Genomic DNA, 19171 nt, shown 5'->3' with positions numbered 1-19171 from the left:
GCGGCCTGGGATGCTCGAGACGGCACCATGACGAGCTTGTGCTGGCGCGCTGAGTCACAATTAGCCTGAGCCAGCCAAATACTTGGTCTAGGGTTTTTCTCTAACCCGCGTTCACCCCTGGAGTTCAAATGACCGAAAACGATCGACGTTTGACTCGGCTGGCGACAGAGCTGGGTAGGCGCCTGGCTGCCGCCAAGGTTCAAGTAACTGCCGCCGAGTCCTGCACCGGTGGCGGGATTGCCGAGGCCATTACCCGGGTTCCCGGCAGTTCCACCTGGTTCGAGGCCGGTTACATCACCTATTCCAATGCGCAGAAGAGTAAACAGCTGGCGGTGCCCGAGCAGCTGTTTACCTCCGTGGGGGCGGTCAGCCGTGAGGTGGTCGAAGCCATGGTGCGTGGCGCCCAGGCCAACAGCGGCGCACGCTACGCGGTAGCGGTCAGTGGCGTCGCGGGCCCGGATGGCGGCTCGCCAGACAAACCGGTGGGCACCGTATGGCTGGCCTGGGGCGATGCGGAAAGGGTATACAGCGTGCGCCGGCAGTTTACCGGTGACCGCGCCGAGGTTCGCCGACAAACGGTTGAGGCCGCACTAGAGGGGCTGCTGCGGCTTGCTACAGAAGAAAATCCAATACTGGGGTAGGCGGGCGACTTGCCCTATGGAATAATACTGTCTACTTATACAGTTGTTGGTGGCCGTCAGGCCCTCTTGATCACGTGAGGACTTCAATGGACGAGAATAAGAAGCGCGCCTTGGCGGCAGCCCTGGGCCAGATCGAAAAGCAATTCGGCAAGGGCGCGGTGATGCGCATGGGCGATCACGATCGCCAGGCGATTCCGGCCATTTCCACCGGTTCGCTGGGTCTGGATATCGCGCTGGGCATTGGCGGTCTGCCGAAAGGTCGGATAGTCGAAATCTACGGCCCGGAGTCCTCCGGTAAAACCACGCTGACCCTGTCGGTGATTGCCGAGGCGCAGAAACTGGGTGCTACCTGCGCCTTCGTCGATGCCGAGCACGCGCTTGACCCCGAATATGCCGGAAAACTGGGCGTCAATGTCGATGATCTGTTGGTGTCTCAGCCGGATACCGGCGAGCAAGCCCTGGAAATCACCGACATGCTGGTGCGCTCCAACGCCGTCGACGTGATCGTCATCGACTCCGTAGCGGCGCTGGTGCCGAAGGCGGAAATCGAAGGCGAGATGGGCGACATGCACGTGGGCCTGCAAGCCCGTTTGATGTCCCAGGCGCTGCGCAAGATCACCGGCAACATCAAGAACGCCAATTGCCTGGTGATCTTCATCAACCAGATCCGTATGAAGATCGGGGTGATGTTCGGCAGCCCGGAAACCACGACTGGCGGTAACGCCCTGAAGTTCTACGCCTCGGTGCGTCTGGATATCCGCCGCACCGGCGCGGTGAAGGAGGGCGACGAAGTGGTCGGCAGCGAAACCCGGGTCAAGGTGGTTAAAAACAAGGTCGCGCCACCGTTCCGTCAGGCCGAATTCCAGATCCTTTACGGTAAGGGCATCTACCGCAACGGCGAGATCATCGATCTGGGCGTGCAACAGGGTCTGCTGGAGAAATCCGGTGCCTGGTACAGCTACCAAGGCAACAAGATCGGTCAGGGCAAGGCCAACTCGGCCAAGTACCTGGAAGATAATCCAGAGGTGGCCCGTACCATCGAAGGCCTGATTCGCGAGAAGTTGCTGGCTCCCGCCACGCCGACTAAAGCTGCCGCCGCCGATCTGGTTGCCGCAGAAGCCGACGCCTGATTTAGCCGAGTATGTCCATCGTCCTCGATAATCCCGTCGCAGTGCGGCGGGCGGCCATGGACCTACTGGCGCGCCGTGAACACGGACGCGTCGAGCTAACGCGCAAGCTGCGCAAACGTGGCGCTCCCCTCGACCTGATAAACACAGCCCTCGACCGCCTGGCGGAAGAGGGCTTGTTGTCTGAGGCGCGTTATCTGGAGAGTTTCGTCAGTTACCGCGCGCGTGCCGGTTACGGGCCGCTGCGGATCCGCGAAGAGCTGACGCAGCGGGGTTTGGCGCGTGAGGATATCGAGCAGGCGTTGCGCGACAGTGGGATCGACTGGCGCGAGCAACTGGAAAGTACCTGGCGACGCAAGTTCGCCGGTCAGTTGCCTGGCGACGCCCGCGAGCGGGCGCAGCAGGGGCGCTTTCTCAGTTATCGTGGCTATCCAGTGGAGCTTATAGGCCGCCTGTTGCGCGGCGCGCTTGAGGATTAAAGAGGTTGCCCTCTTAAGCTAACCGCGCCGCGCATGGGCTGTACGCTCGACTGGCGGATTGAACCCGCTGGACTAAGCCCAGTGCTGGGGTTGGTTGACCGTATTGAGCAATTCACGCAAGCGCCCATGGTCGCGGCCATTAAAGGCGAACGCCAGGCGAGTCAGGTGGCGTAACTCGGGCTCGTCCTGTTCGGCCTCGGCAGGTGGCTGCTGGCGGAATCCACCATTCAGGCACAGCTCGGCGAACTCACTGTTCAACAACTGCATGGCGGTATCGTTTAGCGCATGGTTCAGGCGGATCACGAAGCGATCCTTGAGCAGGCGGGTGGAGTGATAGTTACGATAGAACTGGGCAATTTCCTCGGCCGCCTCTTCGGCGCTGTGCACCAGTCGCATCAGGTTCATGTCGCTCGCCAGGATGTAACCGTTGCCTTGCAGCTGTTTTTCGATAAACCCAATTGCATCCTTCCAGAAACTACCTCCCGGCTGGTCGAGCAGTACCACGGGTACCAGCGGGCTCTTGCCCGTTTGAATCAGCGTCAGCACTTCCAGTGCCTCATCCAATGTGCCAAAACCGCCAGGGCAGAGCACCAGCGCATCGGCTTCTTTGACGAAGAACAGTTTGCGCAGGAAGAAGAAATGGAATGACAACAGGTTGCCGCTACCTTCGACGGTGGCGTTGGCGCCCTGCTCGAAGGGCAGGGCGATGTTGAAGCCCAGGCTGTCTTCCCGGCCAGCACCTTCATGGGCGGCGGCCATGATGCCGCCGCCGGCGCCGGTAACGACCATCAGGTCATGGCGCGCCAGGGTGGCGCCCAGTTCGCGGGCCAGGGCATAAAGAGGGTGATCGGTGGGTGTCCGCGCCGAGCCAAATACGGTGACTTTGCGCCGGCGTTTGAACTTCTCCAAAGTGCTGAACGCGAGTTCCATCTCGCGCAGGGTTTGCAGCATGATCTTGGCGTCCCAGCGGTTGCGGTCGGCCTGAGCCATGCGCATCACCGTGGTCAGCATGTCGCGATAGAGTTTCAGGTTCGGGCTGCCGGTGGGGGCGACCAAATTAACCAGCTCATCGACTTTATGGGTCAGGTCGATGCCGGTGGTTTGGAAGTGACGGGATAGGTAATCGTCCGGTTCGTAAGGCATTCAACTTCTCCTTTCTGGATGCCGGCCGGATCTTTTCAACTCCCTGAAAAGCCCAGCTCTTTTCAAAGTATGGCTGGGCCGTGAAAGTTTGTGAGGAAAACGCCGAACAAGCCCGCGGTCTTTCAGCCGACTTTGGTGAACCGATTAATAGGTACAACAGAGCCGTCCGGTTCAGATGGCGATTTGTTCGCTTTGTTCGGGGATAGTGACGATCCCGTTGAGCCGCTCGTGCAGTGCCTGTTGCAGTGCCATCTGGTATGCCAATTTGTTCGTGCTGGCGCGTGACGGTGCCATTGTGCTGAATGAGCAAGTGACAGCCGATGAGGCGCTGCTGCTGTTTGCGATAGGCGGTTACCAGTTGGCGGGAATGCGCCGTGCGGCAGTTAGACTGAGCGTTGCAGGCTGTGCCTGGCGCCTGATTTATCTACAAGAGCCGGGCCGCTTTCGCGCACCGCGCGATCGTTGTGAAGCAGACGCGAGCGGCCGAGGCAGCCGTGCGCAATGTGCTGCTTCCCGAGCAGTGCAAACGCCGTGTATTGCTCACTCATGTGCGTGCGGAAGTGACACAGGACACCTTTGGCCGATTCTTGGGGAGGCGCGCAACAATCGCGGACTGGGCTATCGTAATCAGGGTGGCGCCCTGAACGAAGCGGGATTGCTATTCGCTAATCGCGCCAACTGGGCCAGCGTGCTGGAAGCATCGGCTCAGTTGTTGAGTCTGCCCTTGGGCGATCTGCTGGCCGAGCATGAGCGGGCAGCGCTCACGGGTCATGGCGATCCGGCGTGCCAATATTGAGCGGACATGGGTGACATTAAAGAAAGGACAGTGAGGCGTCAGCAGCGTGCTGGCGGGTCATGGAGGGACGGACATGCCTGTGTTGAATATCGAGGTCGACATCGACCTCTACCGTCTGCTGTTGCAGACGGCTCGGACTAACGGTCTCAGCTTGCAGGACGAATGCTTGCGGCGTCTGGACGGAGGGGGACGCCGATCCCGCTATCTGGAGGCGTTGCTCGCAGAGCTGGACACGGACGACGAGCAGCAGCGGACCCAGAAGGGCTAACTGTTGTTGTCGGCGAGGCCCGCCTATTACGGTTGCCCGCAATCGTTCCTGCTGAAGCGCTCTGTGCTCACCGGGCGATTGCTCTTGTATTCGCTGAACTCGTAACGCAGTACCGCACCTTGGGCGAGCAGCTGGCGATAACCGGCATTACGGCACACGCTGTTGGCGAGTTGGGCGCGTACCGTGTCCGGGTTGCCACGCATCTGTGCGGCATGGCCGGCACGCACGCTGAGGTGGTTGACCAGTTCATTGCCTTCGACTGTGTAGCCCTGATCGAGGATGTCTGCGTTGATCGCGCGTGGCGTGCCTTGGCTGCTTTGCCGTGCGACCTGTTCGAGCAGCTTGGTCAGCTCGAAGTCTTTCAGCGACTCGGCGTGGGCGAGGCAGGGCAGGCTCAAGGCGAGAAGTAGAGCAGTGAGGCGCAGCATGGGGTTCTCCAGGAACGGTTCGAACCTTCGACAGGCGGGTGCCCATAGAGGTTCAGCAGGCGACAATCTTACTGGGTCATTGGATCTTTGTACTGTCAGTCGCATGTGGCGCTATGGCGGGAAGCACTTTGTTAGACTGCCGCGATTGTCGACTCTGGATCAAGTATGCCGTCCCCTACCTACCTCGTGGCGCTGTCTCTATGAGCCACGCCGTCGCCCGTTTACGTGCTGCGCGTCTGGCACGCAGTGAAAAACCCTTCCTCGCCCGTGGTTCCAAGGCGGTGCGTTGCCACGCCTGTCGGCTGGCCCTGAGTCATTGTCTGTGCGCCTGGCGCCCGCGGGTCGCGGCACAATCGGCGGTGTGCCTGTTGATGCACGATATCGAGGTGCTTAAACCGAGCAATACCGGCTGGCTGATTGCCGACGTGCTGGCCGATACCTCGGCATTCGGCTGGTTGCGCACGCTGGTCGACCCGGCCTTGCCGGCGCTATTGAGTGATCCGCAATGGCAACCCTATCTGGTGTTTCCTGGCGAATATGCGGCGCCTGAACGGGTGGTCAGTACGGTCGAGCTGAAGGCTGGCAAGCGGCCTTTGTTCGTCTTGCTCGATGCGACCTGGACCGAGGCGCGCAAGATGTTTCGCAAAAGCCCCTACCTCGACAGCTTGCCGGTGCTGAGCCTGCAGCCGGAACAGCTGTCGCGCTATCGGTTGCGGCGTTCCAAGCGCGATGATCACCTGTGTACCGCCGAGGTGGCCGCGCTGTGTCTGGAGCTGGCGGGCGATCTAAGCGCCGCTGAGGCGCTGGATGCCTATCTGGATGTCTTCAGTCAGCATTATCTGGCGGCTAAGGCGCCGCGCGCGGTAGACCTGAGCGATACGCTGCATCAGCGGCTGGGGGTGTTCTTATAAGGTTTGCTGCGGTTGCAGTTGAGCTTGCGCCTGTGGCGGTAACTTCTTCGGCCACAACTGCGCCAGCAGCATGCCGCCGAGCATCAGTGCGCAGCCGAAATAGCCACGCAGTTCCAGTGACTCGCCCAGCAGCAAGGCCCCGGCAACCGCGGCAAACACCGCTTCCAGCGAGAGGATGATCGCGGCGTGGGAGGCGATCGCGTGTTTTTGCGCCACCACCTGCAAGGTGAAGCCGATCGCCACGCCGAACACCCCGCCATAGAGAATCGCCGGACCGGCGGCGATGATCGCGTCGAGACGAATCTCTTCGAAGACTAGTGCCAGCAGCAGGCTGATCAGCCCACACACGGCGAACTGCACCACGGCCAGGCGCAGTGGATCATGTCGCCCGGCGAAGAAGCTCACCAACAATACATGCACGCCCCAGACGAATGCCCCGGCCAGCTGCAGCCAATCGCCGGAGGCGACCTGAAAGCCTTCGCCGACACTCAGCAAGAACATCCCGGTCACGGCCAGCGAGGCGCCCAGCCAGATGCCCAGGCCGGTTTTCTGGCCGATGAACAGGCCGAGCAATGGCACGATGATCACGTACAAACCGGTGATGAAGCCTGAGTTGGTCACGCTGGTGAACAACAAGCCCGCCTGTTGCAGGTTGATCCCCAGCGCTAGCGCCAAGCCCATCAGGCTGCCACCTACGAGCAAGTGCCGGTTTAGCGGGGGCTGCGGCGTGCCGCGCGAGCGGTATTGCAGCAATGGCAGCAGGGGCAGGAGAATCAAGGCAGCGAGCGCGAAGCGTATGCCGCTGTAGAGGAAGGGGCCAATCGAGTCCATGCCCAGCCGTTGCGCGACAAACGCCGAGCCCCAGATCATTGCGGTCAGTAGCATCAACAGGTCGGCGCGCAAGGCTTGGTTCCGCATTACAGGTTCTCGCTGAACAAAAGCGCTGACTGTGCCGCAAAGCATCGCGCTTGACCACCCCGTCATCGCTCGGCATGCTGGGCGCCGCCTCCGGCGCATTTCCGCTTGCGGGCTGTAGTACTTGCCGCGCAACTGGATGGCAGTATCAAGTGCTTTTCGGCACTGCCTCGGGAAATACCGCCAACCGGTATTCATATAACAAGAACAGGATCTGCCAATGGCTGTTTATGAAATCCTGATTGCCGACGATCACCCGCTGTTTCGCAGTGCACTGCAGCAGGCGCTGACCTTGGGTTTGGGCCAAGACGTACGCCTGGTGGAGGCGGCCAGCATCGCCGAGCTGGAAGCCTGCCTGGCGCAGAAAGCGGATTGGGATCTGGTGTTGCTCGACCTCAACATGCCCGGCGCCCATGGTTTCTCCGGGTTGGTCCTGTTGCGTGGGCAATTCCCACAAATTCCCGTGGTGATGATCTCGGCGCAGGAAGATGCCGCAGTGGTGGCACGCTCCCGCGAGTTCGGGGCGAGCGGCTTTATCCCCAAATCGAGTTCGCTGGAAACCATCCAGCAAGCGGTGCGCCAGGTGCTCGACGGTGATGCCTGGTGGCCTCAGCAGTCCGAACAAGCGGCCGGCGTTTCCGCCGAGGCCAAAGCTGCAAGTGCAGGGCTGGCCAGTTTGACGCCGCAGCAGTTTCGCGTGCTGACCATGGTCTGCGAGGGCTTGCTGAACAAGCAGATCGCTTACGAGCTGAGTGTTTCCGAGGCGACGGTCAAGGCGCATGTCACGGCGATATTCCGCAAGCTCGGTGTGCGTACGCGAACCCAGGCCGCATTGTTGTTGCAGCAGATGGAATCGATCCCGGCCAACTAACAGATTTCCCCGGACTTTTGCCTGGGGTTGGCGTAGCCTGCCGGGCTTTTATTATCGTGGACAGCATCCTATGTCGCCATTCAAGGGCCAGACCGGCCTGAGACGTATCCTCAATGCTGCGGGCTATTCGCTGGACGGGCTGAGCGCGGCCTTTGTCGGTGAAGCCGCATTTCGGCAGTTGTTGCTGCTCAACCTGCTGCTGATTCCGCTGGCGTTCTACTTCGAGGTCAGCCGAGGCGAGCGTGCGTTGATGGTTGGGGTCTGCCTGCTGGCGCTGATCGTCGAGTTGCTCAATTCGGCGGTTGAAGCGGCGATTGACCGAGTTTCGCTGGACCTGCACCCCTTGTCGAAGAAAGCCAAGGACATGGGCAGCGCCGCGCAATTCGTCGCCCTGGCGCTCATCGCCAGTGTTTGGGCGGTGATTCTACTGGGCTGAACCGGGCGGTCAGCCGCGAACGGGGGTTGCCGCTGCCGCGCGCGGCAGTGCGGCATACGCCTTCAGGCGATGTTCGGCAGCACAATTTCATCGCTGCGCCTGACGCCGGCGGTCAACTCCCGGCACAGGCTGAGGAATTCACGCATGACCGGCGTCTGGTACTTCTGCTTATGCCAGATGAAGTAGAACAGCCGGCGCAGATCCAGGCTCGGGGTTTCCACGGGCACCAGGCTACCGCGGCGAAAGGCGTCGCGCAGGGCCAGGCGCGAGATGCAGCCGATACCCAGCCCCGACTCCACCGCCCGTTTGATCGCCTCGGTGTGCTCAAGCTCCAGGCAGATATTCAATGCCGCCGGGTGGTGGCGCATGGCCTGGTCGAAGGTCAAGCGGGTGCCGGAGCCCTGCTCGCGAAGAATCCAGGTCTCGCGGGTCAGCTCCGCCAGGCTCGCCTCGCCGCGTTTGGCCAGTGGGTGCTGCGGTGCGCAGAACACCACGAGCTCGTCCTCGACCCAAGGCTGCACCTCGATATCTGGATGCTGGCAATCGCCTTCGATCATCCCCAGGTCCAACTCATACTGGGCGATTTGCTGCACGACATGGGCGGTGTTGTGCACCTGCAGTTTCACCCGACACTCCGGGTGGCGTTGCATGAAACGGCCGATCAGCAAGGTTGCCAGGTAGTTACCCACCGTCAGGGTGGCACCGACATCCAATGAGCCGAAGCCGCTCTTGCCGACCAGCAGGCGTTCGATTTCCTTGGCTTGATCGAGCAAGGCCACCGCTTGCGGCAGCAGTTGCTGACCCAGGGAGTTGAGGCGCAGGCGTTTACCGGCGCGGTCGAACAGTTGGCAGCCGGATTGGCGCTCCAGCTCGCTCAGTGAGGTGCTGGTGGCCGACTGCGACAGCGCCAACGCCTCGGACGCGCGGGAAACGCTCTGCTGCTGGGCGGCGATGACGAATACCTGGAGTTGTCTAAGCGTAAATCGCATATCTATATAACCGATATTCTATATCTTGATAATCAACTTAACAGATATTCTGCCTCCGCTTAGAATGCCGTGCAACCACCCACGATCGGTGTCCGCGACTTTCCGAGGAAGCCTGCATGAGTAATTTAAACGTCGAGCGAGTGCTCAGCGTCCACCACTGGAACGACACCCTGTTCAGCTTCAAGACCACCCGCAACCCGGGTCTGCGTTTTGACAACGGTCAGTTCGTGATGATTGGCCTGCAGCAGGACACGGGGCGTCCCTTGATGCGTGCCTACTCGATCGCCAGCCCGAACTATGAAGAGCACCTGGAGTTCTTCAGCATCAAGGTGCAGGACGGCCCGCTGACCTCGCAGCTGCAACACCTCAAGCCGGGCGATGAGCTGATGGTCAGCCGCAAGCCCACTGGTACCCTGGTGTTGGACGATTTGCTGCCGGGCAAGCACCTCTATCTGCTCAGCACCGGTACCGGCCTGGCACCGTTCATGAGCGTGATCCAGGACCCGGAGACCTACGAGCGCTACGAGAAAGTCGTGCTGGTGCACGGCGTGCGTTATGCCAACGAAGTGGCCTACCGTGAGTTCATCACCGAGCACTTGCCGCAGAACGAGTATTTTGGCGAGTCGCTGAAGAGCAAGCTGATCTATTACCCGACCGTGACCCGCGAGGAGTTCGAGAATCAGGGCCGGCTGACCGACCTGATGCGCAGCGGCAAATTGTTCCGCGACATCGGCTTGCCGCCGATCAACCCGCAGGACGATCGCGCGATGATCTGTGGCAGCCCGAGCATGCTCGACGAGACCAGCCAGGTGCTGGAGAGCTTCGGCCTGAAAGTCTCGGCGCGCATGGGCGAGCCGGGCGACTACCTGATCGAGCGCGCCTTCGTCGAGAAGTAAGCGCGCGAGCGAAGACCGAGCCCGCCTTTTGGCGGGCTTTTTCGTTTGCGCGGCTCAGGCCTTTTCTGGCGGGCTGAAGCGCTGTCCGGATACGGCGGGGTGATAGATCGGCTGCACCTTGTTACCGGCGGGATCGAGCAGGTGGAAGCTGCGTGCTCCGTCGCCATGATCGAAGGGGCGATCCAGCAGCGTCACGTCTTGGGCCTTGAGGTACTGGTACCAAGCCTCCAGTTCTTCCACGCTGTCGACGATAAAACCGTAGTGGTCCATCGCCTGCACACCACTGCTCTCGACATAGGCGCGACCGAGGGAGAGGTTGTCGTTGCCGCAGGTCAGGTAGACCAGGTCGTCATTGGCACGGTGCAGCACCTGCATGCCGAGGACATCGACGTAGAAGCGTTCGCAGGCCTCCAGATTCGGTACCAGCAGGGCGAGGTGGCGCAGGCCGTTGAGGCGGCTGGGGCGTTCGAGCATTTATCTGTACTCCAGTTTGTATACAATTCGCGTTGAATATAAGACAAAAAGGAACGCCCTGTGTACTGCTTGCTACTCAAGACTCAACTCAAACCCGGCAGCTTCGATGCTTTCATCGAGGCCATGGCGCTCAATGCGGCGGCTTCGGTACGCGACGAACTGGGCTGTGTGACCTTCGATGTGCTGCGCGATCGCAGTGATCCCGATCTCGTCTGGTTGTACGAGCTCTACCACGACGAAGCCGCGTTCGAGGCGCATACCCAGACCGCGCATTTCCTCGCCAGCAGGCCGCTGGTCAATCCGCTGATTCTCAGCCAGCAGGTGATAGAGGCGGATGTGCTGGGGCTCAATCCGCAGCGTAGCTGACGGCGAGGTAGCAGCGGCATTGCCGTGGTTTACGGCTGGTTGCTTCGATCGGCCCTGCCTGCGCAGGTCAACCTGCTAGCTGGTTGCGACCACCTCCAATACCCGAATCTGACCTGGCTGTGGGTAGTGCCAACGCACATCGACATCCCACAGGCGTGTCCCGTAACGACGTTCGGGCAAAGGCTGCTGGTACGCCGGGCGCGGGTCCTGCGCCAGGCACTGCTCGATCAACTCGCACAACGGTTGGTCCAGGCGCAGGCCATGCCGATGTGCCTGTTCCCGCGCGGTCTCCTGCCATTCGACCTCGATCAGGTTGGGGGCGCTGTCGGCAATGCGGTTGTAGGCATCGGTCACGCTGTCGGCATAGGGCACATAGGGTTTGATGTCGAGCACGGGGGTCTGATCGAGCAGGTCGATGCCGGACAGCCAGAGCTTGCCCGCTTCGACCCTGTCGAGCTTGACCACCGACTGACCGATGCCATTCGGCCTATGGGTGGCGCGGCTGGCGAACACGCCGACCGATTGATTGCCGCCCAAACGTGGTGGGCGTACTTTCAGCCGCGGCTTGTCCTCCAGGGTCTGGTGAAACAGGAACAGCAGCCAGACGTGACTGACCTGCTCCAGGCCCTGTACCGCTTCGCCCTGGTCGAAGGGTGTCAGCAGCTCCAATACCCCGCGCGCCGCCGGTGCCAGCTGCGGTTGGCGAGGAATGGCAAATTTCTCCTTGAAGCAGGAACGGATGAAGCCGATGGGCGAGACGGAGTAGGGCATGGGGACGCGGCCAGCAGTGGCAAGGAGTGCCATCTTACCCGTAACGCGAGGTGGCCTTAAGTCAGCAACAAGGCGAATCCCCAGGCGATCAGCAGCGCTCCGGCAGATCGGCTGAGCCAGCGCCCGTGTGGTAGGAGCTTCTCCAGCAATACATAGGCGCCGATCAGCGCCACCCACAGCAGGTTCATCACCCCGCCGACGAACAGCAGGCCCATCAGCGCCCAGCAGCAGCCCAGGCAGTAGAGACCATGGCGCAGGCCCATGCGCCAGCCGCCGGCGACGCCGGGGCGCCAGTGGCTCATGAGAAACAGCACCGGACCACGGCAGTGCGCCAGGCATGCGGCTTTACCCGGCAGCCACTGGTAAACGCCAGCAGCCAGCAGCAGGCCGGCACCCAGCCAGTGGCTTTGGCTGCGCATCGCCGGACTGAGCAGGGCGAGCTGATCCAGCCCCCACTGCAGCGCAGTCGCGATCAGGCTGAAGCCGCCCCAGACCACTAGATAGGCCAGGCAGAACAACAGCAGGGCGAGGTGGCGCTGCGCGTTCGCCGACCGTTTGTGCAGTATCTGCTGGTAGAGCAGGATCATCGGCAGGGCGCTGGGTAGCATCATGCCGAACATCATCACCCCCCACATCGCCAGCATCAGCAACGCATCGACCAGGCTCCAGGGCATCGGCATGCCGGCCATCGCCATATCCGCCATGCCGCCCGGCGCAGCCATCGCGACGGCCATGCGTTGCAGCGCCAGCCATGCCAGCCCCGTCAGGGTCAGCAGGCAGAGCAGTACTGGCCACTGCTCCCTGTGCAGAGGCCAGTGCGGCAGGCGCTCGGCGAGCCGCTCGGAGCTGTCAAGCAGGCTCAGCGCACCACCCCTTGGCCGGTGAAGTGCAGCCGGGCGAAGTGGCCATGACTGCCCTGTGAGCCGATCTTGATCGCGCCCTGGGTCTGGAAGCTGCCACTGGCCATTTGCGCCTCGGTAAACTCGAAGCCCTTGGGTAATGTCAGCCGCGCCTCCTGTGGTTCGCCGGTGATCGGGTTACGAATTGGCTCGCCAGTCACCTCGAGTTGGCCGGGTATTCGCGTGTGCGCCACGCGCTGATCGACATCCACCGAGAACTCGATGGGCACGAACTGCGGTTCGTGCATCTCGCTGATGGTGCTGGCGAACACCGAGAACACGGTAGTGCCGGGCTCGGTGTCTTCGCCGGCGAGGATGCGCAGCAACGCCTCGCGCTGCTCCGGCGTGGCCTTGTCCTCGATGAACAGCTGGCAGCGACCGTTGCCTTCGTGGATGGCGCGCGGCCAGGCAAATACGCCGACCCAGCACAGGCCGTGCAGATTTGTCTGGTTGTAATGGCCTTGCTCGATCCGCATGGACACCACGGCTTCGCAATTACCGTGGCTGGGCAGGGCGCTGAATTGACACGGACAGCCCCAGTTGCAGTTGCAGGTAGCAAACTCGACGCCCTGCATGCGCCAGTCAGCCATGCTCATGGCCTACCTCCTTGCCGTCGGTGCGGCGTGAGGTGCTATTGCCCCAGTCACTAAGCTTAGCAAGGCCACAGTCGTCGGCCGGTATGCCTGACCAGTGGCCAGGCAACCGGCCGTCTCAGGGCTTGCAGGCAGTCTTCAGTCTGAGCCGACTGGCCGCTCTTAGAGGCTGAAACCGCCATCGATCGGGATGATATTCCCAGTCATATAGGCGCCTGCGGTGCTCGCCAGGCTGATCGCCAGGGCGGCCATTTCCTCTTCGCGGCCCCAGCGCTTCATCGGGATCAGCGCGCTGTCTTCGGCCATGGCGGCTTCGTCCTTGGCGATGTGCTGAGTCATCTTGCTGGGAAAGCGCCCTGGGGCGATCACGTTGACGTTGATGTGCTGCTCGACCAGCTCGCGGGCGAGCATGCGCGACAGTTGATGCAGCGCGGCCTTACTCGGTCCATAGGCGTAGGCATCTTCACCGTGCGAGGTGATGCCGGCGACCGAACCGATATTGATCACCCGCGCCGGGTTGGCGGCCGAACCGGCCTTGCGCAACAGCGGCAGCAACTGTTGGATGCAGCTGAACACCGAGGTGACGTTGAGCTGCATGACCTTTTCCCAGCCTTTGACCGGGTAGCTTTCCAGTGGCGCGCCCCAGGTGGTACCGGCATTGTTGACCAGAATATCCAGCTGGCCGATTTCAGCGGCAAGCTGGCTGGCCAGGGCCTGCACGCCTTCTTCCTGGGCCAGGTTGGCGGCGATGCCGTGGCAGCTGCCGAAGGCCGACAGTTCCTCGGCGGTTTGCGCGCAGGCCTCGCCATCGCGGGCGCAGACATACACGTTGGCGCCGGCTTCGACAAAGGCCTTGGCGATCATTTTGCCGATACCGCGGGTGCCGCCGGTAACCAGGGCGGTGCGGCCTTGCAGGGAGAAGTAAGGGTGCATGGCGAGTCCTTGTGGGAGGGGATGCCACTACCCTATGCGCGCGACCGCGATACGGGAGCCACTATTGCGCTTGGGAATGCAGCGCCATGCAGCGCTGCGCTGTCGGTTCGCTAAGGTTCAGGCGCGCACGCGCAGGGTCAGGCCTTTGAGGAAGTTGCGCAGGAACTGGTCGCCGCATGTGCGGTAGTTGCTGTGGCCGAACTTGCGAAACAGTGCGCTCATTTCCGGTTTGGACACCGGGAAATCGACGCTCTGCATGATCGCATGCATGTCGTCTTCCTTGAGTTCGAAGGCCACCCGCAGTTTCTTCAGCACCATGTTGTTGGTGACCGGCAGCTCCAGCGGCAGCGCGGGGCGGTTGTCATCCTTACCACGCTTGAAGACCACCAGGCCATCGAGAAAGTGCGCCATCAGCTCATCCGGACAATCCTGATAGTCCTCTTCGTCGTCCTTCTTCAGCAGCACGCCGACTTCGGCTTCGCTGGTCGGCCGGCCAGCCAGCTCGACGATTGAGGCCACTTGTGCATCGCTGATATCGAGCAGGTAGCGCAGGCTGCGCAGTACATCGTTATTGATCATGAGATTGTCCTGAAAACGTAGTGGGCAGCTGGACTCGGCCTAACTGCCAGGTAAATGCGGGAAGGGCGCTTAGAAACGCTCTTTAGCGGCCAAGTAACGCCATTGGCCAGGCTGTACTTTCGACAGCGGTACACCGCCGACGCGGATGCGCTTGAAGCTCAATACTTTCAGCCCGACTTCATTGCACATGAAGACGATTTGCCCCGGCTGTGGGTTCTTCAGGGCGAAGCGCAGGCGGGTTTCGTTCTGCCAGCTGACTTTGCACGGTGGCAGCGCGAAGCCATTGAAGACCAGGCCATGGCTCAGGCGCTTGAGGTCCTTGGCGCTCAGCTGACCGCTGACTTCGACCACATATTCCTGCTCCAGTTTGCTCTGGTCGTCACGCAGTTTGCGCTCGATGCGCCAGTCCTGGGTCAGCACGTGCAAGCCTTCGGCACCCGCCTGCAAGGGGATGCATGGCTTGAGGTTGACGAAATGACTCTTGAGCATGCGTATGCCCGAGCTGTCCTCCGCCCAGTGCGTGTCCTGACTAATGCTGTCGGCAATACGCTCGGCGCTGTTGTGCCCGGCCGGGATGTGCAGCAGCAAGGTGACGGGCTCGACCGGGGCTGCGACGGCATCGGTATGCAATTCGACGCGCTGCTCCTGCACCTTGAACTGCGGCTCGTCCACCACCACCCCATCCACCATTACCCAGCCGCCTTCGATATACAACTCAGCCTCACGACGTGAGCAGCCGGTCAGTTCGATCAGGCGTTTGGACAGGCGGATAGGGTCGGTCATGGTAGCGTCATCGGTAAAGTGTTGGCCGTCATTGTAACTGGCCGGGGTGCGCTGACGCGGATAAAAAAACCGCTCCGAGGAGCGGTTTAGTCAGGCGGCTATGCGGCATTGGTTAAAAACGTGTCGAGCCAGTCGTTTTTAACCGCCCAGGTAGGCGTCGCGCACTTTGGGATCGTTCAGCAATTCCTGGCCGCTGCCCTGCATGACGATTCGACCGTTCTCCAGCACGTATCCGCGATCGGCCAGCTTCAGCGCCTGGTTGGCGTTCTGCTCGACCAGGAATACCGTGACGCCGTCCTTGCGCAGCTGTTCGATGATGTCGAAGATCTGCTGGATGATGATCGGTGCCAGACCCAGTGATGGCTCGTCGAGCAGCAGCAGCTTGGGCTTGCTCATCAAGGCGCGGCCGATGGCGAGCATCTGCTGTTCGCCACCGGACATGGTGCCGGCGCGCTGCTCGAAACGTTCTTTCAGACGCGGGAACAGGTGTAGCACCTTATCCAGCTGATCCTGGAAGTCGCTTTTGGCGGTGTAGAAGCCCCCCATCACCAGGTTCTCCTCCACGGTCAGGCGGGCGAACACGCGGCGGCCCTCCGGGACCACGGCGATGCTCTTGCGCATGATCTCCGGGGTGTCCTGGCCAACCAGTTCCTCGCCCTGGTAGCGGATGCTGCCGCTGGACGCGCACGGCGTGCCGCAGAGGGTCATCAGCAGGGTTGATTTACCGGCGCCGTTGGCCCCAATCAGGGTGACGATTTCGCCTTGGCGAACCTCGACGCTGACGTCATGCAGCGCCTGGATCTTGCCGTAGAAGGTGGAAACATTGTCGAAATACAGCATCAAGCTTCCCCCAGGTAGGCTTTGATCACATCCGGATTGTCGCGGACCTGTTCCGGTGTGCCGTTGGCAAGCGGACAGCCTTGGTTGATCACGAAAATGTGGTCGGAAATGCTCATTACCAGCTTCATGTCGTGCTCGATCAGCAGCACGGTGACGTTGTGCTGATCGCGCAGCATACGGATCAAGGCTTTCAGGTCGTCGGTTTCGCGTGGGTTGAGACCGGCGGCCGGCTCGTCGAGCATGAGGATGCGCGGGCGCGTCATCATGCAGCGAGCGATTTCCAGGCGGCGCTGCTGACCGTAGGCCAGGGTGCCGGCCGGGCGGTTGGCGAACTCGGTCAGGTTGACCTGCTCCAGCCAGTGCGCGGCGTACTCCATCGCCTCGCGCTCGCTCCTGCGAAATGCCGGGGTTTTCAGCAAACCGGCAAGGAAGTTGGTGTTGAGGTGGCGATGCTGGGCTACCAGCAGGTTTTCCACCGCCGTCATGTCCTTGAACAAGCGTACGTTCTGGAAGGTCCGCACCACCCCTTTACGGGCGATCTTGTGCCCTGGCAGGCCCTCGATCTGCTCGCCGTCGAGACGGATGTTGCCGCTGGTTGGCTGGTAAAAGCCGGTCAGGCAGTTGAATACCGTGGTCTTACCGGCACCATTCGGGCCGATCATCGATACCACTTGTTTTTCATTGGCGACCAGGTCAACCCCGTTGACCGCCAGCAGGCCGCCGAAACGCATGGACAGACCGCTTACTTCGAGAATCGGGCGGCTCATGGCTTCAGCTCCAGGTGTGGGCGCTGCATGGGCAACAAGCCCTGGGGACGCCAGATCATCATCAGCACCATCAAGGCGCCGAACATCAGCATGCGGTATTCGCTGAACTCACGCATCAGCTCCGGCAGCAGGATCATCACCACGGCCGCGAGGATCACCCCGAGCTGCGAGCCCATGCCCCCCAGCACGACGATGGCGAGGATGGTCGCCGACTCGATGAAGGTGAAGGATTGCGGGGTCACCAGACCCTGGCGGGCGGCGAAGAAACTGCCAGCGAAACCGGCGAAGCAGGCGCCCAGGGTAAAGGCCGAGAGCTTTATCACAGTGGGGTTCATACCCAGTGTACGGCAGGCGATCTCGTCTTCGCGCAGGGCTTCCCAGGCGCGGCCGAGCGGCATGCGCAGCAGGCGGTTGATCACGAACAGAGTGAGCAGCACCAGCACCAGGGCGATCAGGTAGAGGAAGATCACCTTGTTGATCGAGCTATAGGGGACACCGAAATACTCGTGGAAGGTCTGCATACCTTCGGCCGCGCGGCGGTCGAAGGACAGGCCGAACAGGCTTGGTTTGGGAATCGAGCCGATGCCGTTGGGGCCGCCGGTCAGCCAGGTCAGGTTGTTCAGCAGGATGCGGATGATCTCGCCGAAACCCAGGGTGACGATGGCCAGGTAATCGCCGCGCAGGCGCAGCACCGGGAAACCCAGGATAAAGCCGAAGGAGGCGGCCATCAGGCCGGCGATCGGCAAGCATACCCAGAAGCTCAGGCCGTAATAGTAAGAGAGCAGCGCATAGCTGTAGGCCCCGACAGCGTAGAAGGCGACGTAACCCAGATCGAGCAGGCCGGCCAGGCCGACCACGATGTTCAGACCGAGGCCGAGCATCACGTAGATCAGGATCAGCGTAGCGATGTCGACCGCCCCACGACTGCCAAAGAACGGCCAGGCCAGGCCAACGAGAACCAGCGCGAGGACGAACCAGCGTTGCGTCGACGGTTTGGTCAAGAAGTCGCTGGCTTGGCTCGGCACGCGCGGCAGTTTAGGCGCCAGAGCCCAGGCCGCACTCAACCGGCTGCGCAGCAGCTGCCAGAAGAACATGGCGATGGCACCCGCGGCGATGGCCCACAGCCCCGCAGAACTGGCGCCATGCACTTCCAGCTTGATGCCGACGATGGTCAGCTTCAGGCCAAGTACCGGGTAGGCTACGGCCAGCACCAACAGGGCGCTGAAGAAGGCGGTTTTGAGGTTTTTCGTAACTGCAGAAGTCATACTTTTTCAACCTCCGGACGACCGAGGATGCCGGTCGGGCGAAATAGCAGCACCAGTACCAGCAGGCTGAAGGCCACCACGTCTTTGTACTGGTCGCCGAAAATGTCGGCACCGAAGGCCTCGGCTATGCCGAGTACCAGGCCGCCGAGTACGGCACCTGGAATGCTGCCGATGCCGCCCAATACCGCGGCGGTAAATGCCTTGATGCCGGCGAGGAAGCCCAGGTGCGGGTTGATCACACCGTATTGCATGCCCAGCAGCACGGCGGCCACCGCGGCCAGGGCGGCGCCGATGACGAAGGTCAGGGCGATGATGTTGTTGGTGTTGATGCCCAGCAGGTTGGCCATCTTCAGGTCTTCGGCGCTGGCGCGGCAAGCGCGGCCAAGACGCGAACGGGAGATGAACAGTGTCAAACCAACCATCACTAAAAAGGTGACGACAAAGATCAGCACCTGCATGTAGGAAATAACCACACCATTCATGGTGCTTTCACCAAACACGAAGTTTCCCGGCAGCGGATTGGGAATGGCTTTGTCCTTGGAATCCTGGGACAGCAAGACCAGGTTTTGCAGGAAGATCGACATGCCAATCGCAGAGATCAGCGGGATCAAGCGGTTGCCGCCGCGCAAGGGGCGATAGGCGACTCGTTCGATGCTGTAACCATAAGCACTGCAGACGATGACGCTGCCGGCGAAGGCCGCGATCATCAGGATCGGCAAACTGTTGATGCCGAACATGGCAAGCCCGGCAATCACGATAAAGGTGATGTACGAACCAATCATGTAAACCTCGCCATGGGCGAAGTTGATCATGCCAATGATGCCGTAGACCATTGTGTAGCCAATGGCGATCAAGGCATAAGTGCTGCCAACGGTCAGACCGTTAACCAGCTGTTGCAGGTAGTGATAAAGATCAGGCATTGCCTAACTCCTGGGCGCGTCACGCAAGGCGGCGCTTGTGGCGCAGCGTGAGACCGGAATTCTTTTGATAAACAAAGCCCA

25 protein-coding genes are annotated in these 19171 nt (G+C 61.3%); 10 read left to right on the top strand and 15 right to left on the bottom strand.

The features are described 5' to 3' along the window. Positions 1–128 precede the first annotated feature (128 nt). The 3 genes from FBY03_RS01685 to recX all read left to right on the top strand — a co-directional run bounded on the left by FBY03_RS01685 (position 129) and on the right by recX (position 2247). Positions 129–641 carry a CinA family protein gene (locus FBY03_RS01685; protein WP_147170457.1) on the top strand — a complete coding sequence of 171 codons (513 nt, stop codon included), beginning with the start codon at positions 129–131 and terminating at the stop codon, positions 639–641. An 86-nt stretch (positions 642–727) separates the two neighbouring features. Further along, positions 728–1771 (top strand): recombinase RecA, encoded by a 1044-nt coding sequence (recA, locus tag FBY03_RS01680; protein WP_147170456.1) that lies wholly within the window; start codon positions 728–730, stop codon positions 1769–1771. Between the two features lie 11 nt (positions 1772–1782). Continuing rightward, positions 1783–2247, top strand: coding sequence for a recombination regulator RecX (gene recX / locus FBY03_RS01675; RefSeq protein ID WP_147170455.1), 465 nt, complete (start codon positions 1783–1785; stop codon positions 2245–2247). 72 nt (positions 2248–2319) lie between these two features. Here recX and FBY03_RS01670 read toward each other — a convergent pair whose 3' ends face one another. Next, positions 2320–3390, bottom strand: a complete 1071-nt coding sequence (locus FBY03_RS01670; protein WP_147170454.1) for an LOG family protein — start codon at positions 3388–3390, stop codon at positions 2320–2322. Positions 3391–3655: 265 nt separating this feature from the next. Between FBY03_RS01670 and FBY03_RS01665 the strand changes: the two genes are divergently transcribed. Both FBY03_RS01665 and FBY03_RS01660 read left to right on the top strand, forming a co-directional pair. Then, entirely contained in the window at positions 3656–4186 is a 531-nt protein-coding gene (locus tag FBY03_RS01665; RefSeq protein WP_147170453.1) for a hypothetical protein, read from the top strand. Positions 4187–4259: 73 nt separating this feature from the next. Further along, entirely contained in the window at positions 4260–4454 is a 195-nt protein-coding gene (locus tag FBY03_RS01660) for a hypothetical protein (RefSeq protein ID WP_147170452.1), read from the top strand. 26 nt (positions 4455–4480) lie between these two features. Here the strand turns inward: FBY03_RS01660 and FBY03_RS01655 are convergent, their stop codons facing one another. Continuing rightward, entirely contained in the window at positions 4481–4882 is a 402-nt protein-coding gene (locus FBY03_RS01655) for a quorum-sensing-regulated virulence factor family protein (RefSeq protein WP_147170451.1), read from the bottom strand. Between the two features lie 200 nt (positions 4883–5082). Here FBY03_RS01655 and FBY03_RS01650 point away from each other — a divergent pair, with 200 nt between their 5' ends. Further along, positions 5083–5793 carry a tRNA-uridine aminocarboxypropyltransferase gene (locus FBY03_RS01650; protein WP_147170450.1) on the top strand — a complete coding sequence of 237 codons (711 nt, stop codon included), beginning with the start codon at positions 5083–5085 and terminating at the stop codon, positions 5791–5793. Here the strand turns inward: FBY03_RS01650 and FBY03_RS01645 are convergent. Next, entirely contained in the window at positions 5788–6711 is a 924-nt protein-coding gene (locus tag FBY03_RS01645; RefSeq protein WP_147170449.1) for a DMT family transporter, read from the bottom strand. The two genes, FBY03_RS01650 and FBY03_RS01645, sit on opposite strands and share 6 nt — an antisense overlap. A gap of 217 nt (positions 6712–6928) precedes the next feature. Here FBY03_RS01645 and erdR point away from each other — a divergent pair, with 217 nt between their 5' ends. After that, complete coding sequence (erdR, locus tag FBY03_RS01640; protein WP_147170448.1) at positions 6929–7579, top strand: response regulator transcription factor ErdR; 651 nt, start codon at positions 6929–6931, stop codon at positions 7577–7579. A 70-nt stretch (positions 7580–7649) separates the two neighbouring features. Continuing rightward, positions 7650–8015, top strand: coding sequence for a diacylglycerol kinase (locus tag FBY03_RS01635; protein WP_147170447.1), 366 nt, complete (start codon positions 7650–7652; stop codon positions 8013–8015). Positions 8016–8077: 62 nt separating this feature from the next. Here the strand turns inward: FBY03_RS01635 and FBY03_RS01630 are convergent, their stop codons facing one another. Beyond that, positions 8078–9004 carry a LysR family transcriptional regulator gene (locus FBY03_RS01630; RefSeq protein ID WP_147170446.1) on the bottom strand — a complete coding sequence of 309 codons (927 nt, stop codon included), beginning with the start codon at positions 9002–9004 and terminating at the stop codon, positions 8078–8080. Positions 9005–9120: 116 nt separating this feature from the next. Here FBY03_RS01630 and fpr point away from each other — a divergent pair, with 116 nt between their 5' ends. Continuing rightward, positions 9121–9900 (top strand): ferredoxin-NADP reductase, encoded by a 780-nt coding sequence (fpr, locus tag FBY03_RS01625; protein ID WP_147170445.1) that lies wholly within the window; start codon positions 9121–9123, stop codon positions 9898–9900. Between the two features lie 54 nt (positions 9901–9954). Here fpr and FBY03_RS01620 read toward each other — a convergent pair whose 3' ends face one another. Next, a complete protein-coding gene (locus FBY03_RS01620; protein ID WP_147170444.1) occupies positions 9955–10374 on the bottom strand; it encodes a VOC family protein in 420 nt (139 codons plus the stop codon). Between the two features lie 60 nt (positions 10375–10434). On the opposite strand from FBY03_RS01620, the gene FBY03_RS01615 reads away from it, so the two are divergent. Further along, on the top strand, positions 10435–10740 hold the full coding sequence (locus FBY03_RS01615; protein WP_147170443.1) for a putative quinol monooxygenase: 306 nt from the start codon (positions 10435–10437) through the stop codon (positions 10738–10740). Between the two features lie 75 nt (positions 10741–10815). Here FBY03_RS01615 and tsaA read toward each other — a convergent pair whose 3' ends face one another. The 10 genes from tsaA to livH all read right to left on the bottom strand — a co-directional run bounded on the left by tsaA (position 10816) and on the right by livH (position 19090). After that, positions 10816–11511, bottom strand: coding sequence for a tRNA (N6-threonylcarbamoyladenosine(37)-N6)-methyltransferase TrmO (gene tsaA / locus FBY03_RS01610; RefSeq protein WP_147170442.1), 696 nt, complete (start codon positions 11509–11511; stop codon positions 10816–10818). Positions 11512–11567: 56 nt separating this feature from the next. After that, positions 11568–12245, bottom strand: coding sequence for a DUF2182 domain-containing protein (locus FBY03_RS01605; protein WP_147170441.1), 678 nt, complete (start codon positions 12243–12245; stop codon positions 11568–11570). A 125-nt stretch (positions 12246–12370) separates the two neighbouring features. Beyond that, entirely contained in the window at positions 12371–13006 is a 636-nt protein-coding gene (locus tag FBY03_RS01600) for a DUF1326 domain-containing protein (protein ID WP_147170440.1), read from the bottom strand. A gap of 159 nt (positions 13007–13165) precedes the next feature. After that, positions 13166–13936, bottom strand: coding sequence for an SDR family oxidoreductase (locus FBY03_RS01595; protein ID WP_147170439.1), 771 nt, complete (start codon positions 13934–13936; stop codon positions 13166–13168). Between the two features lie 117 nt (positions 13937–14053). After that, positions 14054–14515 carry a DUF1456 family protein gene (locus FBY03_RS01590; RefSeq protein ID WP_147170438.1) on the bottom strand — a complete coding sequence of 154 codons (462 nt, stop codon included), beginning with the start codon at positions 14513–14515 and terminating at the stop codon, positions 14054–14056. Positions 14516–14584: 69 nt separating this feature from the next. After that, complete coding sequence (locus FBY03_RS01585) at positions 14585–15298, bottom strand: rRNA pseudouridine synthase (protein ID WP_147170437.1); 714 nt, start codon at positions 15296–15298, stop codon at positions 14585–14587. Between the two features lie 138 nt (positions 15299–15436). After that, the gene (locus FBY03_RS01580; protein ID WP_147170436.1) at positions 15437–16138 is read right to left on the bottom strand and encodes an ABC transporter ATP-binding protein; all 702 of its coding nucleotides are present in this window, start codon (positions 16136–16138) and stop codon (positions 15437–15439) included. Beyond that, the gene (livG, locus tag FBY03_RS01575; protein WP_147170435.1) at positions 16138–16905 is read right to left on the bottom strand and encodes a high-affinity branched-chain amino acid ABC transporter ATP-binding protein LivG; all 768 of its coding nucleotides are present in this window, start codon (positions 16903–16905) and stop codon (positions 16138–16140) included. The genes FBY03_RS01580 and livG overlap by 1 nt, the downstream gene beginning before the upstream one ends. Next, complete coding sequence (locus FBY03_RS01570; protein ID WP_147170434.1) at positions 16902–18170, bottom strand: high-affinity branched-chain amino acid ABC transporter permease LivM; 1269 nt, start codon at positions 18168–18170, stop codon at positions 16902–16904. The genes livG and FBY03_RS01570 overlap by 4 nt, the downstream gene beginning before the upstream one ends. Beyond that, on the bottom strand, positions 18167–19090 hold the full coding sequence (gene livH / locus FBY03_RS01565; RefSeq protein WP_147170433.1) for a high-affinity branched-chain amino acid ABC transporter permease LivH: 924 nt from the start codon (positions 19088–19090) through the stop codon (positions 18167–18169). The genes FBY03_RS01570 and livH overlap by 4 nt, the downstream gene beginning before the upstream one ends. Positions 19091–19171: the final 81 nt, after the last annotated feature.

Origin of the sequence: Pseudomonas sp. SJZ079 (assembly GCF_007993865.1) — a bacterium.
In the GTDB taxonomy this organism is placed as follows: Bacteria; Pseudomonadota; Gammaproteobacteria; order Pseudomonadales; family Pseudomonadaceae; genus Aquipseudomonas.
Note: the sequence above shows the minus strand (reverse complement) of the source record. Positions and strands in the feature narration are given on the sequence as shown.

Bases quoted from the DNA above. Each gene is read 5' to 3' on its own strand.
- FBY03_RS01685 (WP_147170457.1), top strand. From the start codon at position 129: ATGACCGAAAACGATCGACGTTTGACTCGGCTGGCGACAGAGCTGGGT.
- recA (WP_147170456.1), top strand. From the start codon at position 728: ATGGACGAGAATAAGAAGCGCGCCTTGGCGGCAGCCCTGGGCCAGATC.
- recX (WP_147170455.1), top strand. From the start codon at position 1,783: ATGTCCATCGTCCTCGATAATCCCGTCGCAGTGCGGCGGGCGGCCATG.
- FBY03_RS01670 (WP_147170454.1), bottom strand. From the start codon at position 3,390: ATGCCTTACGAACCGGACGATTACCTATCCCGTCACTTCCAAACCACC.
- FBY03_RS01660 (WP_147170452.1), top strand. From the start codon at position 4,260: ATGCCTGTGTTGAATATCGAGGTCGACATCGACCTCTACCGTCTGCTG.
- FBY03_RS01655 (WP_147170451.1), bottom strand. From the start codon at position 4,882: ATGCTGCGCCTCACTGCTCTACTTCTCGCCTTGAGCCTGCCCTGCCTC.
- FBY03_RS01650 (WP_147170450.1), top strand. From the start codon at position 5,083: ATGAGCCACGCCGTCGCCCGTTTACGTGCTGCGCGTCTGGCACGCAGT.
- FBY03_RS01645 (WP_147170449.1), bottom strand. From the start codon at position 6,711: ATGCGGAACCAAGCCTTGCGCGCCGACCTGTTGATGCTACTGACCGCA.
- erdR (WP_147170448.1), top strand. From the start codon at position 6,929: ATGGCTGTTTATGAAATCCTGATTGCCGACGATCACCCGCTGTTTCGC.
- FBY03_RS01635 (WP_147170447.1), top strand. From the start codon at position 7,650: ATGTCGCCATTCAAGGGCCAGACCGGCCTGAGACGTATCCTCAATGCT.
- FBY03_RS01630 (WP_147170446.1), bottom strand. From the start codon at position 9,004: ATGCGATTTACGCTTAGACAACTCCAGGTATTCGTCATCGCCGCCCAG.
- fpr (WP_147170445.1), top strand. From the start codon at position 9,121: ATGAGTAATTTAAACGTCGAGCGAGTGCTCAGCGTCCACCACTGGAAC.
- FBY03_RS01620 (WP_147170444.1), bottom strand. From the start codon at position 10,374: ATGCTCGAACGCCCCAGCCGCCTCAACGGCCTGCGCCACCTCGCCCTG.
- tsaA (WP_147170442.1), bottom strand. From the start codon at position 11,511: ATGCCCTACTCCGTCTCGCCCATCGGCTTCATCCGTTCCTGCTTCAAG.
- FBY03_RS01605 (WP_147170441.1), bottom strand. From the start codon at position 12,245: ATGGCCGTCGCGATGGCTGCGCCGGGCGGCATGGCGGATATGGCGATG.
- FBY03_RS01600 (WP_147170440.1), bottom strand. From the start codon at position 13,006: ATGAGCATGGCTGACTGGCGCATGCAGGGCGTCGAGTTTGCTACCTGC.
- FBY03_RS01595 (WP_147170439.1), bottom strand. From the start codon at position 13,936: ATGCACCCTTACTTCTCCCTGCAAGGCCGCACCGCCCTGGTTACCGGC.
- FBY03_RS01590 (WP_147170438.1), bottom strand. From the start codon at position 14,515: ATGATCAATAACGATGTACTGCGCAGCCTGCGCTACCTGCTCGATATC.
- FBY03_RS01585 (WP_147170437.1), bottom strand. From the start codon at position 15,298: ATGACCGACCCTATCCGCCTGTCCAAACGCCTGATCGAACTGACCGGC.
- FBY03_RS01580 (WP_147170436.1), bottom strand. From the start codon at position 16,138: ATGCTGTATTTCGACAATGTTTCCACCTTCTACGGCAAGATCCAGGCG.
- livG (WP_147170435.1), bottom strand. From the start codon at position 16,905: ATGAGCCGCCCGATTCTCGAAGTAAGCGGTCTGTCCATGCGTTTCGGC.
- FBY03_RS01570 (WP_147170434.1), bottom strand. From the start codon at position 18,170: ATGACTTCTGCAGTTACGAAAAACCTCAAAACCGCCTTCTTCAGCGCC.
- livH (WP_147170433.1), bottom strand. From the start codon at position 19,090: ATGCCTGATCTTTATCACTACCTGCAACAGCTGGTTAACGGTCTGACC.